The organism is Kitasatospora sp. NPDC038210, assembly GCF_055600605.1.
Genome location: NZ_JBVJYK010000014.1, coordinates 169,210 through 186,558, shown reverse-complemented (window position 1 = coordinate 186,558; position 17,349 = coordinate 169,210). Strand labels below are relative to the sequence as shown.

General features: G+C 73.4%; 14 protein-coding genes. 7 read left to right on the top strand and 7 right to left on the bottom strand.

Translation table 11 applies throughout. The features are described from left to right. Positions 1–13: 13 nt before the first annotated feature. Genes ACZ7KX_RS27430 through ACZ7KX_RS27415 form a run of 4 tightly spaced genes read left to right on the top strand, consistent with a single transcriptional unit; the run spans position 14 to position 4,006 of the window. Entirely contained in the window at positions 14–976 is a 963-nt protein-coding gene (locus tag ACZ7KX_RS27430) for an ABC transporter permease (protein ID WP_470328783.1), read from the top strand. Further along, a complete protein-coding gene (locus tag ACZ7KX_RS27425) occupies positions 973–1,959 on the top strand; it encodes an ABC transporter permease (RefSeq protein WP_470328782.1) in 987 nt (328 codons plus the stop codon). Before ACZ7KX_RS27430 ends, ACZ7KX_RS27425 begins: the two co-directional genes overlap by 4 nt. Next, positions 1,959–2,957 carry an ABC transporter ATP-binding protein gene (locus ACZ7KX_RS27420; protein WP_470328781.1) on the top strand — a complete coding sequence of 333 codons (999 nt, stop codon included), beginning with the start codon at positions 1,959–1,961 and terminating at the stop codon, positions 2,955–2,957. Before ACZ7KX_RS27425 ends, ACZ7KX_RS27420 begins: the two co-directional genes overlap by 1 nt. A 53-nt stretch (positions 2,958–3,010) precedes the next feature. Next, positions 3,011–4,006 (top strand): ABC transporter ATP-binding protein, encoded by a 996-nt coding sequence (locus ACZ7KX_RS27415; RefSeq protein WP_470328780.1) that lies wholly within the window; start codon positions 3,011–3,013, stop codon positions 4,004–4,006. Between the two features lie 151 nt (positions 4,007–4,157). Here the strand turns inward: ACZ7KX_RS27415 and soxR are convergent, their stop codons facing one another. Further along, positions 4,158–4,610 carry a redox-sensitive transcriptional activator SoxR gene (gene soxR, locus ACZ7KX_RS27410; RefSeq protein ID WP_470328779.1) on the bottom strand — a complete coding sequence of 151 codons (453 nt, stop codon included), beginning with the start codon at positions 4,608–4,610 and terminating at the stop codon, positions 4,158–4,160. A gap of 47 nt (positions 4,611–4,657) precedes the next feature. On the opposite strand from soxR, the gene ACZ7KX_RS27405 reads away from it, so the two are divergent. Then, positions 4,658–6,127: an MFS transporter gene (locus ACZ7KX_RS27405; RefSeq protein WP_470328778.1), complete on the top strand. Its 1,470-nt coding sequence runs from the start codon at positions 4,658–4,660 to the stop codon at positions 6,125–6,127. A gap of 66 nt (positions 6,128–6,193) precedes the next feature. Here the strand turns inward: ACZ7KX_RS27405 and ACZ7KX_RS27400 are convergent, their stop codons facing one another. From ACZ7KX_RS27400 to ACZ7KX_RS27385, 4 genes are all read right to left on the bottom strand, one after another. Beyond that, positions 6,194–8,566, bottom strand: a complete 2,373-nt coding sequence (locus tag ACZ7KX_RS27400) for an immune inhibitor A domain-containing protein (protein WP_470328777.1) — start codon at positions 8,564–8,566, stop codon at positions 6,194–6,196. Between the two features lie 165 nt (positions 8,567–8,731). Continuing rightward, the gene (locus tag ACZ7KX_RS27395) at positions 8,732–9,109 is read right to left on the bottom strand and encodes a YrdB family protein (protein WP_470328776.1); all 378 of its coding nucleotides are present in this window, start codon (positions 9,107–9,109) and stop codon (positions 8,732–8,734) included. Between the two features lie 259 nt (positions 9,110–9,368). Further along, a complete protein-coding gene (locus ACZ7KX_RS27390) occupies positions 9,369–9,746 on the bottom strand; it encodes a YrdB family protein (protein WP_470328775.1) in 378 nt (125 codons plus the stop codon). 105 nt (positions 9,747–9,851) lie between these two features. Then, positions 9,852–11,918: a S9 family peptidase gene (locus ACZ7KX_RS27385; protein WP_470328774.1), complete on the bottom strand. Its 2,067-nt coding sequence runs from the start codon at positions 11,916–11,918 to the stop codon at positions 9,852–9,854. 96 nt (positions 11,919–12,014) lie between these two features. Between ACZ7KX_RS27385 and ACZ7KX_RS27380 the strand changes: the two genes are divergently transcribed. Then, positions 12,015–13,187, top strand: a complete 1,173-nt coding sequence (locus ACZ7KX_RS27380) for an aminotransferase class V-fold PLP-dependent enzyme (protein WP_350523802.1) — start codon at positions 12,015–12,017, stop codon at positions 13,185–13,187. Positions 13,188–13,218: 31 nt separating this feature from the next. Here ACZ7KX_RS27380 and ACZ7KX_RS27375 read toward each other — a convergent pair whose 3' ends face one another. Then, positions 13,219–13,593: an ArsR/SmtB family transcription factor gene (locus tag ACZ7KX_RS27375; RefSeq protein ID WP_470328773.1), complete on the bottom strand. Its 375-nt coding sequence runs from the start codon at positions 13,591–13,593 to the stop codon at positions 13,219–13,221. Between the two features lie 31 nt (positions 13,594–13,624). Further along, a complete protein-coding gene (locus tag ACZ7KX_RS27370; protein ID WP_350523800.1) occupies positions 13,625–13,999 on the bottom strand; it encodes a hypothetical protein in 375 nt (124 codons plus the stop codon). A gap of 311 nt (positions 14,000–14,310) precedes the next feature. Between ACZ7KX_RS27370 and ACZ7KX_RS27365 the strand changes: the two genes are divergently transcribed. Next, entirely contained in the window at positions 14,311–17,166 is a 2,856-nt protein-coding gene (locus ACZ7KX_RS27365; RefSeq protein WP_470328833.1) for a DEAD/DEAH box helicase, read from the top strand. The last annotated feature ends 183 nt before the right edge of the window (positions 17,167–17,349 follow it).

Below are 17,349 nucleotides of genomic sequence, written 5' to 3'. Positions count from 1 at the left end.
GGGGCCGGCAGCGATGAGTACCACCACTGAGCCCGTCGCCGTGGCCGACGCCACGGCGGCGGGCGCCGCGAAGACCGCCGGGCGCGGGCCGTGGCGGCAGGTCGGGGACCAGCTGTGGGCCAGGGGCTCGGCCCGGTTCGGGCTGATCACGGTCGGCGTGCTGGTCCTGGCCGCCGCCCTGGCCGGGCCGCTGGGCTCGCTCGGCGGCTGGTCCCCCGAGGAGTTCGACAAACGCGCCGTGGACCCGTACCTGGGCGGCCTGCCCCGGGGCGACTTCGGCGGCATCAGCACCCGGCACTGGCTGGGCGTCGAGCCGATCACCGGGCGCGACCTGTTCGCCCGGGTGCTGCACGGCGGTCAGGTGTCCCTGCTGATCGCCTTCACCGCGACCGCGGTCGTCGTGGTCGCCGGCACCCTGGCCGGGATCGCGGCCGGCTACTTCGGCGGCCGCACCGACGCGCTGCTGTCCCGGCTGATGGACCTCACGATGTCCTTCCCCTCGCTGATCTTCATGATCGCGATGATGTCGGTGGCCAAGGACGTCAACCGGATCCTGCTGATCACCCTGGTGATCGGCCTGTTCACCTGGCCCGGCATCGCCCGCGTGGTCCGCGGCCAGACGCTGTCGCTCAAGCACCGCGAGTACGTCGAGGCCGCCAAGGTCGGCGGCGCCCGGTCCTGGCGGATCCTCACCCGGGAGATCCTGCCGAACGTCTCCGGCCCGATCATCGCCTACACCACGCTGCTCGTCCCCGGCATGATCGCCACCGAGGCCGCGCTCAGCTACCTCGGCGTGGGCGTCCGCCCGCCGACCCCGTCCTGGGGCCAGATGATCGCCGAGAGCATCGTGCACTACGAGACCGACCCGACGTACTTCCTGATCCCGACCGCCTTCCTGTTCCTCGCCGTGCTCGCCTTCACCCTGCTCGGGGACGCGCTGCGCGACATCCTCGACCCCCGGGGAGGCCGGTCGTGATCCTCTACCTCGGCCGCCGGCTGCTCGGCGTGGCGGGCATCCTGCTCGCCATCTGCGCCATCACCTTCACCATCTTCTACCTGCTGCCCAACGACCCGGCCGCGGCGGCCTGCGGCAAGACCTGCAGCCCCGAGCGGCTGGCCGACGTCAAGGCCGCGATGGGCCTGGACAAGCCGGTCTGGGACCAGTTCCTCGCCTACCTCGGCGGCATCTTCGCCGGCCGCGACTACGGCTCCGGGCCCAGCGCCGTGCACTGCGGCTTCCCCTGCCTCGGCTACTCCTACGAGTACGGGCTCCCGGTGTGGGACCTGCTGACCGACCGTCTGCCGGTCTCCGTCTCGCTGGCCCTCGGCGCGGCCGTGCTCTGGCTGGTCCTCGGCCTCGGCGCGGGCGTCACCTCGGCGCTGCGCAAGGGCCGGCCGGTCGACCGGACGCTGATGGTGCTCTCCGTCGGCACCGCCTCGCTGCCGGTCTACTTCACCTCGATCATGCTGATCTGGGGCGTCGTCAGGACGGCCGGGCTGCTGCCCTACCCCTCCTACCACCAGTTCACCGAGAACCCCTTCGCCTGGGCCTCCAACCTGCTGCTGCCGTGGACCGCCCTGGCCCTGCTGTACGCGGCGATGTACGCCCGGCAGAGCCGCAACTCGATGATCGAGGCGATGGCCGAGCCGTACATCCGCACCGCCCGGGCCAAGGGCCTGCCGGCGCGGACGGTCACCGTCAAGCACGGGCTGCGCGCCGGGATGACGCCGATCCTCACCCTCTTCGGCATGGACCTCGGCGGTCTGCTGGCCGGTGCCGTCATCACGGAGTCCATCTTCGGCCTGCCGGGCGTCGGCCGGCTGTTCTACGACGGCCTGGGCCGTTCCGACCAGCCCGTCATCCTCGGCGTCACCCTGCTCGCGGCCTTCTTCATCGTCGCGGCGAACCTGCTGGTCGACCTGCTCTACGCGTTCGTCGACCCGAGAGTGAGGTACTGATGACCGCATTGCTGGAGGTCGAGGACCTCAAGGTCGCCTTCGACACGCCCCGGGGGACGGTCCGGGCCGTGGACGGCATCTCCTTCGCCGTCGAGGCCGGGCGCACCCTCGGCCTGGTCGGCGAGTCGGGCAGCGGGAAGTCCGTCACCTCGCTCGCCGTCATGGGCCTGCACCGCGGCGCGGCCGTCACCGGCTCGATCCGGCTGCACGGGCAGGAGCTGAACGGCCTCGGGGAGAAGGCGCTCGGCGCCGTCCGGGGCCGTCGGATCGCGATGATCTTCCAGGATCCGCTGTCCAGCCTGCACCCCTTCTACACCGTCGGCGAGCAGATCGCCGAGCACTACCGGGTGCACTTCAGGGCCAACCGCAAGGCGGGCCGGGCCCGCGCGGTGGAGATGCTGGCCGAGGTCGGCATCCCCGAGCCGGCCCGCCGGGTCGACGAGTACCCGCACCAGTTCTCCGGCGGCATGCGCCAGCGCGTCATGATCGCCATGGCGCTGGCCTGCGAACCCGACCTGCTGATCGCCGACGAGCCCACCACGGCGCTCGACGTCACCGTCCAGGCGCAGATCCTCGACCTGATCGCCCGGATCCAGCAGGAGCGCGGCCTCGGGGTCGTGATGATCACCCACGACCTTGGCGTGGTCGCCCGGGTCGCCCACGAGGTGCTGGTCATGTACGGCGGCCGGGCGGCCGAACAGGCCCCGGTGGACCGGCTGTTCGCGCAGCCCGCGCACCCGTACACCCGCGGTCTGCTGGACTCGCTGCCGCGCCTGGACGACACCGACGACGCCCCGCTGCGGGCCATCCCCGGCAGCCCGCCGTCGCTGATCGCCCCCGCCCCCGGCTGCTCCTTCGCCCCGCGCTGCGCCCGCACCACCGCCGCGTCCGCCGAGGAGCACGCCCGCTGCCTGGCCCAGCGCCCCGCGCTCGGCCCGCTCGCCCCCGGCCACCAGGCCGCCTGCCACCTGCCGCTGGTGCCGGAAGGGGTGCTGTGATGACCGGATCCGCCGGGACGACCGGAACCGGAGGGACGACCGGAGCGAGGGGGATGACCGGACCCGCCGGGACGACGGAACCGCTGCTGTCCGTACGGGACTTGGTGAAGACCTTCCCAGGCCGGCGCAGCCGCACCGGGCGGCCCGGAGCGCCGGTCCGGGCCGTGGACGGCGTCAGCTTCGACGTCGGCGCGGGGGAGACGCTCGGCCTGGTCGGCGAGTCCGGCTGCGGCAAGTCCACCACCGGCCGGATGATCGTCCGGCTGCTCGACCCGACCTCGGGCACCGTCACCTTCGACGGCACCGAGATCGGCGGGCTCTCCCAGGCCCGGCTGCGCCCGCACCGGCGAGACCTGCAGATGGTCTTCCAGGACCCGTACTCCTCGCTCAACCCCCGGCAGACGGTGTCCCGGATCATCTCCGAGCCGCTGCTCGTCCAGGGCGAGAGCGCGGCGGCCGCGCGCAAGCGGGCCGCCGAGCTGATGGAACTGGTCGGGTTGATCCCCGAGCACCTGGACCGCTACCCGCACGAGTTCTCCGGCGGTCAGGCGCAGCGCATCGGGATCGCCCGCTCGCTGGCCACCTCGCCGCGGCTGGTGATCGCCGACGAGCCGGTCTCCGCACTGGACGTGTCCATCCAGGCCCAGGTGGTCAACCTGATGGAGCGGCTCCAGCAGGAGCTCGGCCTGGCGTACGTGTTCATCGCGCACGACCTCTCGGTGGTCAAGCGGGTCTGCGACCGGGTCGCGGTGATGTACCTGGGCCGGATCGTGGAGATCGGCGACAAGGCCGACGTCTACGGCAGCCCCGCGCACCCGTACACCAGGGCGCTGCTCTCCGCGGTGCCGCTGCCGGACCCGGAGGCGGAGCGGACCAGGGAGCGGATCGTGCTGCTCGGCGACCCGCCGAGCCCGGCCGCCCCGCCGCCCGGGTGCACCTTCCACCCGCGTTGTCCCAAGGCGCAGGAGCTGTGCCGGACGGAGCGGCCGCTGCTGCGGATCGCCGGCCCGGGCACCCGGGAGGCGGCCTGCCACTTCCCGGAGGTGTGAGCCGGGGCCGCCCGGCGGTGTGAGCCGGGCACCGAGACCCCCGGTCGGGCGCGGCGGGGAACCCTACGAGGGCCGCGTCCGACCGGGTTCCAACCGGTCCCGCCCGCTTGCCCGCTCGCCCGCTCACGCACGTGCTCACCAGCCCGGTCCCTCACTCCTCCGGCAGCAGGAGGCGCGGGCCGGGCCCCTCGGCGGCCAGTTCGTCGCCGGGGTTGAGCACCCGGCAGCGGCGCAGCGACACGCAGCCGCAGCCGATGCAGCCGGTCAGCTCGCCCTCCAGCCGCTCCAGCTCCAGTCGGCGGGCGCGCAGCTGCTCGGCCCAGCGGCGCGAGATGCGCTCCCAGTCGTGCTTGCCGGGCATCCGGTCCTCGGGGAGGCCGGTGAAGACCTCGGCGACCTCGCTGAGCGGGATGCCGAGCCGCTTGGCGACCAGGATGAGCGAGATCCGGCGCAGCACGTGCCGCCGGTAGCGGCGCTGGTTGCCGGCCGACCGCTCGGAGGAGATCAGTCCCTGGTCCTCGTAGAAGCGCACCGCCGAGGTGGCGATCCCGGCCCGCCGGGCCACCTCCCCGACGCTCAGCAGATCGACCGGCGCGGTGGTCATGGCGACTCCTTGACTTCAAGTTCTCTTGAAGTTCTACGGTACCGGACATGACCCGATCATCTGCCGTGAAGACTGATACGACCGTTGCTCAGCTGGACAGTTACCCAGCGGAGTCGCCGTCCGAGGGGACCTCCGGCGGATGGCGCGAACTGTTCTCCCGACGATACGCAGCCCCCGCCTCGATCCTCGCGGGCGGTGTCGCGCTGTACGCGATGAACCTCTACTTCACCGCGGCGCTGATGCCCTCGATCGTGGCCGACATCGGCGGCGGCCGTTACTACGCGTGGGTGGCGACCGGCTTCCTGATGGCCGCCGTCATCGCCTCGATGCTGGTCAGCCGGCTGCTGGACCGGCTGGGCGCCGCCCGGGCGTACGTCCTGGGCTTCCTGGTGTTCGGCGCCGGCGCGGTGCTCAACGCGCTCAGCCCCTCGATGCCGGCGCTGATCCTCGGCCGTGTGGTGCAGGGCCTCGGCGGTGGTCTGGTCGCCGGGCTCGGCTACGCCGTGATCCGCAGCGCCCTGCCGGAGCGGCTGTGGACCAGGGCCGCCGGGCTGGTCTCCGCGATGTGGGGCGTCGGCACCCTGGTCGGGCCGTCGCTGGGCGGGCTGTTCGCCCAGCTCGGGGCCTGGCGCGGGGCGTACGTCCTGCTGCTGGTCGCCGCGCTGGTGCTGGCCGTGCTGGCCCGCCGGGTGCTGCCCGGCCGCTCCGAGCGGTCCGGGGAGGGGGCGGGGAGCGGCCCGGTGCCGCTGCCCTCGCTGCTGCTGCTCACCCTGGCGGCGGCCGCGTTCAGCGTCAGCTCGACCGTCCCGAGCGGCGGCCCGACGGCGGTCTGCATCCTCACCGGTCTGGTGCTGCTGGTGGGCTTCGTGGCGGTCGAGCGGCGCGGCGGCGCGGCGACGGTCCTGCCCGGGCAGACCTACCGGGCCGGGAACCCCCTGAAGTGGCTCTACCTGACCGTCGCGGTGCTGTGCGCCGGCGTGGTGGCGGAGAACTTCATCCCGCTGTTCGGCCAGGAGCTGGGCGGTCTCGGCCCGCTGGTGGCCGGTTTCCTCGGCGCCGCGGTGTCGGCGGGCTGGACGACGGCCCAGCTGTTCAGCGTCGGCATCGAGTCGGTGCACGGCCGGGCCCGGGCGATCCGCACCGCCCCGCTGGTGCTGGTCGCCGGTCTGCTGGCCTACGGGCTGCTGCAGACCGGGCACGCCTCCGGCCTGCGGGTGGTGCTGTGGGCGGTGGCGCTGTTCGTCGCCGGCACCGGGATCGGGCTGGCCTTCCCGCACCTGAGCGTGGCCGCGATGCGCAGCAGCAGCGACCCGGCCGAGGGCGGAAAGGCCGCCGCGGCGGTCAACACCACCCAGCTGATCGCCTTCTCGGTGACGTCCGCGCTGGCGGGCACCCTGGTCAACCTGGGCGCGGACAGCCCGGTCGATTCGGCCCGGTACATGACCTTCGGGATCGCCGCCATCACCGTGTTCGGCGTGGCCACGGCCGCGCTCACCGCCCGCCGCCCCGGGCGGTGAGCGGACGAGGACCGGCCCCGGATCCCTTTCGTCGGGGGATCCGGGGCCGACTCGCGCCCGTCCGTCTCAGGAGGCCGGGCCCACCCGGACGGTGGTGATCCGTCCGCCCTGGGACTCCCGGACGACCTCGATCCGCGTGTTGGTGTCCGGGACCTTCACCGTCAGCTGCGGCGTGGCCGGGTCGGCGTACACCCCGCTGTGGTCGTCGAACGCCGGGACGGCCGGCTCGGCCGGGATCCGCACCGCGACCCCGCCCTTGTGCAGGGTGAACGGCGTGGTCGGCTTGAGCGAGAAGGTGGCGTCGAAGGTCTGCGCCCGCCCGTTGACCAGTGTCCCGTCGGCGAAGCGGATCGGCGCCGGGTGGGCGTCGATCGGCAGGATGAGCCCGCCGCCGGGGTGGTCCTTGGTGTTGTTGTCACCGTAGGAGGTGTCCCAGAGCCACAGCAGGACGCCCTCCTGGTACGGGTAGTTGTCGACCACGTTGGCCTTGCCGGTGACGCCGGTGTAGCCGAAGTTGTACGGGCCGGTCTTCAGGAACGCCCCGTAGCCGGTGTAGCGGCGGTTCTCGGCGAGGTAGGCCCGCGGGTGCTGCTTGACGGCGGTGCGGCCGGTGATGACGGTGAAGCCGCTGACCGTCCAGCCGCCGGTGCCGTTCTCGGCGCCGTCGGAGAACAGCTCGCTGCCGCCGGCGGTGAGCTTCACGGCGTCGACGAGCACGCCGCGGCCGTGGGTGTTGCCGTCCGAGGTGGCGTGGACGCGCAGCCGGACCTGCCGGCCGAGGTAGCCGTCCAGCGGGATATGCAGTTTCCGGTAGCTGCCCGAACTGCCGCTGAGCCCCGGGGTGTTGGCGCTGGTGTTGCCGATCGGCGCGCCGTCCACGGTGCCGCCGAGGGCGGTCCAGTGCTTGCCCTGGTCGGTGGAGGCCTCGACGGTGAGGAAGTCGTAGTCCTGCTCGGTGTCGTACCAGACCGCCGCGTCGAGGGCGGCCGGTCCGGCGGCGGTGCGCAGGTCGACGTCCCGGGCGAGGGAGTTGTCGAGGTTGTCGCCGGTGTCGCTCCACCACTGCTTGCCGCCCTCGTACGGGTCGGCGAGGTCGGTGCTGGTGGTGCCGTCGGGCAGGTGGACGAGGACGGCCTGCGCCTGGTCGGTGTTGTAGCTGCTCACCCCGAGGGCGTGGCTGGAGCGGGTGGCGGCCTGCGCCTCGTCGTAGTTGAGCCAGCCGAACTGCAGCTTGCTCCAGGCGTCGAGGTCGCCCGGGTAGCCGCCGGTGGTGTTGGGGCCCTTGCCGAGGTAGGAGCCGGAGGACATCAGCGACCAGAAGTTGACGCTGTTGTCGCCGCCCGTGGTGCCGTACAGGTCGGGCAGGCCCAGGTTGTGGCCGTACTCGTGGGCGAACAGGCCGACGCCGCTGTTCTCGCCGCCCTGGACGTAGTCGTAGACGTACAGGCCGGTGTCGCCGACGGGAGCGCCGCCGATCCTGTCGCCCTCCGGACCGGTCTGCCCGGTCGCGTCGGGGAAGGCCCAACTGCGGTGCGCCCACAGCGCGTCGGCGCCCTGGGCGCCGCCGCCCCAGGTCTCGTCCACGCCGGCGTGCACCACGATGACGTTGTCGAGGTAGCCGTCGGGCTGGTCGAACTCGCCGTCCTTGTCGTGGTCGTAGCGGTCGTAGACGTCGTACTGGGCGAGCTGGGCCTTGATGTCCGCCACGCTGCGGCCCTTGGCGACCTCGCCGTCGTACCAGGCCTTGACGGCGTCCCGGACGAACTCCTGGGCCTGGGTCCAGGCGCCGGAGCCCTGCGGGCCCTTGTTGCTGCCGTAGCGGGCCTCGTTGTACGGGACGGTGACCCAGTCGCTGACGGTGCCCTCGACGTCGTACCGGCCCGAGGACTGGGTGCGGTAGTAGTTGCGCATCGACACGGAGCCGGGCGTGTCGTCGAAGAACATCTTCTGGTAGTACGCGCGGTCGAAGTCCGGTGACCACAGGGTGTGGTTGTCGTCCTTGCCCGGCTTCGGGATCTGGTCGTGGCGCGGGCCGGGGGTGCCGCCGTAGCGCGGCTGGCCGTTCCACTGGGTCGTGTCGTCGACCTGGTCGCCGAACTGGGCGAGGATCACGAAGACCTTGTCGGTGCGCTGGTGCGCCAGTTGGACGTAGTCGTTGCCGATCCTCACCTTGGCCGGGGCCCGCTTGTCGGCGCTCTTGGCGACGGTGCCCTTGTTGAGCTGCTCAAGGGCCTTGGTGCGGAGCGCCTGGCGCTCGCGTTCCTGCGGGACGAGGGGCGCGGGCGGGGCCTCGGCGCCCTGCGGGGCGGCGTCGGCGGCCGCGGCGGCGGTGACGGTGAGGGGCGGCGGGGGAGCGGCCTGGGCGGGGGCGCCCAGGAGGGTGGCCGCTATCGCGCTCGTGGTGAGCGCGACTGCGAGGGCCGCGGACAGTCTGCGCAACTGACCGGTCCTTTCCGGGGGATGGGGGTGTTCCGGGTGTCGGTCGGTGAAGCGCAGGTAATATTTCACATGTCACGGGTCACGTGGAAGGGGTCCGGGGCAAGCGGAAGGGGCGCCGCACCCGCAGGTGCGACGCCCCTTCTCCGTACGGCCCGTGCCGCCGGGTCAGCCGTTGCCGAAGTCCAGGGCCAGGCTGAAGACCACCAGTGCGGCGAACACCGCCGCCAGGGTGGTCAGTCCGGTGGCGTGCAGCGCGACGGCCGCCGCGCCCAGCAGCACCAGCTTGAGTACCAGCCGTGCGGCGAGCGGCAGTTCGACCTTCGCCCGGCGCTCTGCCAGGAACACGTCCCAGACCGCGCGGGCCGCGGCCGGAACGCCGAGGCCCAGTAGCAGCCGGGCGCCCAGGCCGTCGCCGGTCCGGAAGCCCCAGTAGCAGAGCGCAGCCAGGCTCGCGAGCTGCACCCCGAAGCCGAGTTCGGTGCCGGCCGTGGCCAGCGACCTGCGCAGCCGGCGCTCCGCCGGGCCGGGTCCGTCGATCGTCATCCGCGCGCTCTCCCCGCCGTGGTGCCCCGGCGCGTGCCGCCGAGACCCCTCGACTCCTGCGCCGTCCGGGGGCCGGACGGCCGTCAAGCGGAGTGTTCCAGCCCGGTCGGCCGAACTCAACGGATCACCCCGCGGCTGCCGGTCCACTGCCTCCCACCTGCCGGTCCGTCAGCCGTCTTGCCGTCGTGGGCCCTTCTCGTCACGGCCCTTCCCGTCGGAGCCGCTGCCGCGGGGGCCGCTCCCGGCAACGTCCCCGTCGTCAGCGGACGGTGTACTCGACGGCCACGCTGACCACCACCAGTACGCCGTACACCAGCGCCAGGGTGGTCCGCCCGGTGGCGTGCAGGGCGGCAGCCGCCGTGCCCAGCGTCACCACCTTGAGCACGATCTCCGCGCCGACGGGCAGCGGGAACTTCGGCCCGCCCGCGGCGAGGAACAGGCCCCAGACGGTGGCCGCCAGCGCCGGCGCGCCGAGCCCCAGCAGCAGCCGGGTGCCGAGCGTGGAGCCGGTCCTGAACCCCCAGTAGCAGAGCGCCGCCAGCATGGCGAGCTCCAGCCCGAAGGCGATGCCGGCGTTGCCCGCGGTCAGCGGCGTCCACTGCCGCCGTCCGACCGGGCCGGGTCTGTCGATCCTCATCCGTGCACTCTCCCCGTTCGCTGCGCCGCCCGGGCGGGGCGGCGGTCACGCGGAGTGTGACAGTCCGGCCCGGGCGGCGCAACGGATCGGCCAGGGAGCGCCCGGTCAGCCCAGGGACGCCCGGAGGAAGGCGAGTTCGGCCAGGGTCAGCTGCTCGTTCGTCCCGTCCGGCGTCATGTGGGTGACGCCCGGCAGCGGCAGCACCGCGTGTGCGCGACCGGCCCTGGTCAGCGCCTGGGAGAGCAGCAGGGTGTGCGAGGGGTGGACGTTGTCGTCGGCCAGGCCGTGGATCAGCAGCAGCGGCCTGGTCAGCCCCGGCGCGTCGGTGAGCAGGCAGTCGCCGGCGTAGCCCTCGGGGTTGTCCTGCGGCAGGCCGAGGTAGCGCTCGGTGTACGCGGTGTCGTACTGCCGGAAGTCGGTGGGCGGGGCGCCCGCGCAGGCGGCGTGGAAGACGTCCGGGCGGCGCAGCACGGCGAGCGCGGCGAAGTAGCCGCCGTAGGACCAGCCGCGCACGCCGACCCGGCCGAGGTCGAGGTCCGGGTGGTGCGCGGCGAGTGCGCGCAGGGCGTCGACCTGGTCGTCCAGGGCCGCCTGGGAGAAGCGGCGGAAGATCGCCCGGGTGAAGTCCGGGGAGACGAACGGGGTGCCGCGGTTGTCGGTGGTGACCACGGCGAAGCCCTGGTCGGCCCACCACTGGCGGAGCTGCCAGCGGCGCGGCTCGTTGGCCACCGCCTGGTAGCCGGGGCCGCCGTAGACGTCCAGCAGGACGGGCAGCCGGCGGCCGGGCACGTGGTCGCGCGGGTGGACGACGGCGGTCGGCAGGCCGCGTTCGGTGACCCGGGCGAGCCGGGGGCGGACCGGGTACGGCAGCGTGGCGCTCAGGTCGGTGAGCGGCAGCTCGCGGCCGTCGAGCAGGACGCGGCGGCGGATCCCGTCGGCGGAGGCCGAGGTGAGCAGCAGGGTGTCGGCGGCGGCGAGCGCGGAGTGCACGCCGGGGCCGGCGGTGAGGAGCTCGGGCGCGCCGCCGTCCGGGTCGATCAGGTGGACGTACTGGTCGGCGGGGTCGCCCTGGCCGGTCTCGCAGAGCAGTCGGCCGCGCAGCCGTCCGACCACCCGGCGGATCTGCAGCCCGGTGGTGTCCAGCGGCTTTCCGTCCAGGGCGAGGCCGCGGGCCTGCGGGGTGTCGTGGACGGTGAGCAGCCGGCCGTCGGGCAGCCGGTCGGGGGTGCCGGGGAGGTCGTCCACCCAGAACTCGTCGGTGGTGCGGGAGAGTTCGCGGGTCTCGCCGGTGACGGGGTCGGCGCCGAGCAGCAGCACGTTCTGCTGCAGGCGGTCGGCGACGGTGAGCAGCACCTCGTGGTCGGAGGCCCAGGAGGCGGCGCAGAGGTAGGGGTGGGTGTCGGCGTCCCAGTGCAGCCGGACCCGCCCGCCGTCGAGGCCGAGGACCCAGAGCTGGACGTCCGCGTTGGGGCCGCCGGCCTGCGGGTAGGCGAAGTCCTCGGGCGCCTCGGCGGGGCGGGCCGGGTCGGCGAAGTGCCGCCGGGGGAGGGCGGATTCGTCCACCCGGGCGGCCAGCAGCGCGCCGCCGTCCGGGCGCCACCAGTGGCCCCGGGCGCGGCCGAGTTCCTCGGCGGCGGCGAACTCGGCGACGCCCCAGCGGGCGCCGTCGGCGGGGGAGAGCGGTTCGAGGCCGGGGGTGACGTACAGCGCGTCGTCGGCGACGTAGGCGACGCGCTGGCCGGTGGCGTCCGGCCGGGGGTCGAACGCGGGCCCGGCGACCGGGAGTTCGTCGCTGGTGCCGTCGGCGGTGTCGGTGCGGAAGAGCCGGCCGTCGAGGGTGAAGACGGCGACCGAGAGGTCGGCGGTGGCCGCGTACGTGCCGATCCCGGCGGCGACCAGCCGGGTGCGCTCGCGCAGCCGGCGCTCGACGACGGGCAGGTCGTCGCGGCGGCCGGTGCGGCCGGGCAGCAGCGCGGCAGGGTCGGCGACCGTGCGCTCCGCGCCGGTGGCGGTGTCCAGCAGGTGGAGGCGGTCGACCGGGTCCTCGGGACCGCTGGAGCGGAGCAGCAGCAGCCGGGTACCGTCCTCGGCGAGCGTGTACGCGCGCGGCGCGCCGAAGGTGAACCGGCCGGTACGGGCACTGAGGGCAAGGAAGGCGTCGGTGATGGTCACGGCCCGATCGTGGTCGCGCGGTGCGTGCCCCGACCAGTAGTCTGTCATGTGAAATGTCACACATCAGTCGCCGGTGGGCGACCAGGGAGGGACGCCGTGATCGAGGACCTGTGGACCGCCGAACCCCCCGCCCCGCTGCCCGCCGCCGACGGCCTGTTCAGCGTGTCGGCGGGCACGGCGCACCTCAACCACGGCTCGTACGGCGCGGTCCCGGTGCCGGTGCAGCGGGCCCAGGAGGAACTGCGCACGGAGCACGAGCTGGACCCGGACGGCTTCTTCGCCGACCTGCCCGCCCGGATCGGCCGGGCCCGGACGGCGCTCGCGGCCGACCTCGCCACCGACCCGCGGCGCCTCGCCCTGGTCACCAACGTCACCGAGGCCGTGGCGATCGCCCTGGACAGCATCCCCTTCGCCCCCGGCGACCGGATCCTGGTCACCGACCACGGTTACGGCGCCGTCACCGAGGCCGTGGCCCGCAAGGCCGCCGAGACCGGCGCCGAACTCCACGTCGCGGAGCTGCCCCTGGACGCCCCGGACGAGGCGGCCGTCCGCGACGCGGTGCTGGCCGCCGTCGACGGCCGCACCACCGTCGCCGTCCTCGACCAGCTCACCTCGCCCAGCGCCCGCCTGGTGGCCGGCCCGGCGCTGCTCGCCGAACTCCGCGCGCTCGGCGTGGTCACGGTCGTGGACGGAGCCCACGCGCCCGGCATGCTGCCCGCCCCGGCCGACCCGAACGCCGACTTCTGGTTCGGAAACCTGCACAAGTGGGCCTTCGCCCCGCGCGCCACCGGCGTGCTCGCCGTCCGCCCCGAGTGGACGGCGCGGGTGCGCCCGCTGGCCCTCTCCTGGGAGCACGACAAGGGCTTCCCGGGCAGCGTCGAGTGGCGCGGCACCTGCGACTACACGCCCTGGCTCGCCGCCCCGGCCGGCTTCGAGCTGCTGCGCGCGCTCGGCCCGGAGGCGGTGGCCGGCCACAACACCGCACTCGCCGCGTACGGGCAGCGGGTGCTGGTCGAGCGGGCCGGACTGCGCCCGCTGCCGGCCACCCCCGGGGTGTGGATGCGCACCGTCCGGCTGCCGGTCGGGCGGTGCGAGAGCGAGGCGGCGGCGAAGGCGCTGATGGCCGAGGTGTGGCGGCGGCTCGGCACCCGGATCGCCGTCCGCCCGTGGGACGGCGGCGGGCTGCTGCGGATCAGCGCGCAGCTGTACAACCGGCCGCAGGAGTACGAGCGGCTGGCGGACGGGCTCGCCGCGCTGCTCAAGGGGTAGCGGGCCGGCTCCCGGTCGGCTCCGGGCCGGCTCAGTGCCCGGCGGACCGGCTCAGGGGCCGGTCCGCGCCCTCGCCCCCGTCGTCCCCCCGCAACTCCGCGAGCAGCAGGTTCCGGTCGGCGAGCATCCCGGTGAGGATCCGCCGGGCGGTCCGCAGCAGCTCGGCGACCTCCCCGCCGGCCAGCGCGTAGACCACCGTGCTGCCCTCCCGGGTGGCCGTGACGATGCCGGACCGGCGCAGCACCGCGAGCTGTTGGGAGAGGCTGGAGGGTTCGACGTCCAGCTCGGCGAGCAGGTCGCGGACGGGCGTCGGTCCGGCCTGCAGCAGTTCCAGCACCCGGATCCGGACGGGATGGCCGAGCATCCGGAAGAACTCGGCCTTCGCCTGGTAGAGCGCCACCGTCACGAGGCCCCCCTTCCTGGTGTCGGTCCGGGTGTCAGATCTCCAGCGAGACCTCGATCCGCTTGAGCTTGTGGCGGGCCATCGCCAGGTTGGAGCGGCTGCGGTTGAGCGCGAGGAACAGGAACAGGCCGCGGCCGCTCGGCGTCGTGATCGGCCGGACCATGTGGTACTGGTTGGTCAGGCTGATCAGGATGTCCTCGATCTCGTTGTCGTGCAGGTTGAGCATCTCCATCGCCCGCATCTTGGCGCGGACCACGTCGGTGTTCCCGGCCGCGGCGACGTTGAGGTCCAGCTCCCCGCCGTCGCCGAGGCTGCCGAGCGCCATGCCGCTGCCGTAGTCGACCAGGGCGACGCCGATCGCGCCGTCGATCGACATGGCCTCCTTGAGGGACGTCTCCAGGTTCGCCATCGTCGTTGTCCTCCCGCGTGTTGGTGGCTGTGACGACGAAGGTACGGAGTGTGGACGGCGTTTCACCGCCGATGATCGAAGACGACCGAAGACGGCCGATCCGTGATCACTTGAAGACATTTGCAACTATGGATCTGAGAGAGAACTGATCCCGTGATGATCCCGCGGGCACTCCGGGCGTGCTCCCGGAGCCCGTCCCGTCGTGATCCCGCGGGCGATCGCACCGCGAAAAAAACGGTGCTATCGATGTCGGTCCTCCCGGGTAACCTCTCGCTGAGATGCGAGATCACACCAACCACACCCGGACGGCGATGAACACCCCCGATCCAGAGCTCCAGGACGACCGGGAGCTCAGCCCCGCCGAGGCGTACGCGGCCAGCCGTCGCCGGGCCCAGGAGCAGGCCACCGCCCTGCACGGCTTCCGGCAGCTGTACGACTTCCCGCTGGACGACTTCCAGCTGGAGGCCTGCGAGACGCTGGAGGCCGGCTCGGGCGTCCTGGTCGCCGCCCCGACCGGCTCCGGGAAGACCATCGTCGGCGAGTTCGCCGTGCACCTGGCCCTGGCCGCCGGGCGCAAGTGCTTCTACACCACGCCGATCAAGGCGCTGTCGAACCAGAAGTACGGGGACCTGGTCAAGCGCTACGGCGCCGCCAAGGTCGGCCTGCTCACCGGCGACAACACCGTCAACGGCGACGCCCCCGTGGTGGTCATGACCACCGAGGTGCTGCGCAACATGCTCTACGCGGGCTCCAGCACCCTCGACGGCCTCGGCTACGTCGTGATGGACGAGGTCCACTACCTCGCCGACCGCTTCCGCGGCGCCGTCTGGGAGGAGGTCATCATCCACCTCCCCGAGTCGGTCACCCTCGTCTCGCTCTCCGCGACCGTCTCCAACGCCGAGGAGTTCGGCGACTGGCTGGACACCGTGCGCGGCGGCACCAAGGTGATCGTCTCCGAGACCCGCCCGGTGCCGCTGTGGCAGCACGTGATGGCAGGCAACCGGATGTACGACCTGTTCGCCGACCCCGACCGCGACGGCCGGCCCAAGCACAACCTGAAGAACCCCGGCAAGGCCGTCAACCCCGAGCTGGTCCGGCTGGCCCGCTCCGAGCTCGACCGCAACCCCCGCGACCGCTTCGGGCGCGGCCGCGGCCGCTCGATGCCCAACGGCCGCCCCGGCCGGGTCTGGACGCCGGGCCGGGTGGACGTCATCGACCGGCTCGACGCCGAGGGCCTGCTGCCCGCGATCACCTTCATCTTCAGCCGGGCCGGCTGCGAGGCCGCCGTCCAGCAGTGCCTCAGCTCCGGGCTGCGGCTCAACAAGGACGCCGACCGCGCCCGGGTCCGCGCGATCGTCGAGGAGCGTTGCGCCGACATCCCCGACGAGGACCTGCACGTCCTCGGCTACTTCGAGTGGCTGGACGGGCTGGAGCGAGGCATCGCCGCCCACCACGCCGGGATGCTGCCCCGGTTCAAGGAGGTCGTCGAGGAGCTCTTCGTGAAGGGCCTGGTCAAGGCCGTCTTCGCGACCGAGACCCTGGCGCTCGGCATCAACATGCCCGCCCGCTCGGTGGTCATGGAGAAGCTGGTCAAGTGGAACGGCGAGACCCACGCCGACATCACCCCCGGCGAGTACACCCAGCTCACCGGCCGGGCCGGGCGGCGCGGCATCGACGTCGAGGGCCACGCCGTGGTGCTCTGGCAGCGCGGCCTGGACCCCGAGGCGCTGGCCGGCCTGGCCGGCACCCGCACCTACCCGCTGAAGTCCTCGTTCCGGCCCTCCTACAACATGGCCGTCAACCTGGTCTCCCAGTTCGGCCGGCACCGCTCGCGCGAGCTGCTGGAGACCTCTTTCGCCCAGTTCCAGGCGGACCGCTCGGTGGTCGGCATCGCCCGCCAGGTGCAGCGCAACGAGGAGGGGCTGGAGGGCTACCGCGAGTCCATGACCTGCCACCTCGGCGACTTCGACGAGTACATGGACCTGCGCCGCCGGCTCAAGGACCGTGAGAACGAGCTGGCCCGCGAGGGCAGCAGCCAGCGCCGTGCGGCCGCCGTCGAGTCCATCGAGCAGCTCAAGCCGGGCGACGTCATCCACGTCCCCACCGGCAAGTTCGCCGGCCTCGCCCTGGTCCTCGACCCGGGCCTGCCGCCGGTCAACCGCTCCGGCCGGGGCAGCCAGCGCCACCCCGACTTCCAGGACGGCCCGCGCCCGGTGGTGCTCACCGCGGAGCGCCAGGTCAAGCGGCTCGCAATGATCGACTTCCCGCACCCGGTCGCCGCGATCGAGCGCGTCCGCATCCCCAAGTCCTTCAACCCGCGCAGCCCGCAGTCCCGCCGCGACCTCGCCTCGGCCCTGCGCACCAAGGCCGGCCACCTGGAGCCCGAGCGGTTCCGCCGCGGCCGCGCGGCCGCCGCCGACGACCCGGAGATCACCCGGCTGCGGACCGAACTGCGTCAGCACCCCTGCCACGGCTGCTCCGACCGCGAGGACCACGCCCGCTGGGCCGAGCGCTACCACCGGCTGCACCGCGACACCGAGTTGCTGGAACGCCGGATGCGCTCGCGCACCCACACCATCGCCCGCACCTTCGACCGGGTCTGCGCCCTGCTCGCCGACCTCGGCTACCTGAGCGGCGACACCGTCACCGACGACGGCAAGCGGCTCGGCCGCCTCTACGGCGAACTCGACCTGCTCGCCTCCGAATGCATCCGCGAGGGCGTCTGGAGCGGCCTGGCCGCCGCCGAACTCGCCGCCTGCGCCTCGGCGTTGGTGTACGAGGCCCGCCAGTCCGACGACGCCGGCGCCCCCCGGGTGCCGGAGGGCGCGGCCAAGGAGGCGCTCGGCCAGATGGTCCGGATCTGGGGCCACCTGGACGCCCTGGAGGAGCAGCACCGGATCAACACCGCCGAGGGCGTCGGCCAGCGCGAACCCGACCTGGGCTTCGCCTGGGCCGCCTACCGCTGGGCGCTCGGCCACAGCCTGGACCAGGTGCTGCGCGACGCCGACATGCCGGCCGGCGACTTCGTCCGCTGGACGAAGCAGCTGATCGACGTCCTCGGTCAGATCCAGGACGCCGCCGGCGCGGACGCCGAGCTGCGCAAGACCGCCCGCAAGGCCGTCGACGGCCTGCGCCGCGGCATCATCGCCTACTCCTCGGTGAGTTAGCCGACCGGCCCGAGGGGCCCCGCCCGTTCGTCTCCACGAACGAGCGGGGCCCTTCGCGTGCCCGGCCCCCGCGTGCCCGGCCCTTCGCGCGTTCGGCGGTTCTTCGCGTACTCGGCCCGCGCGTCAGGCCCGGCGCGCGGGCTCCTGCGCCTGCCCGGTGCCATCCCGCCATGCCGGGCTCCC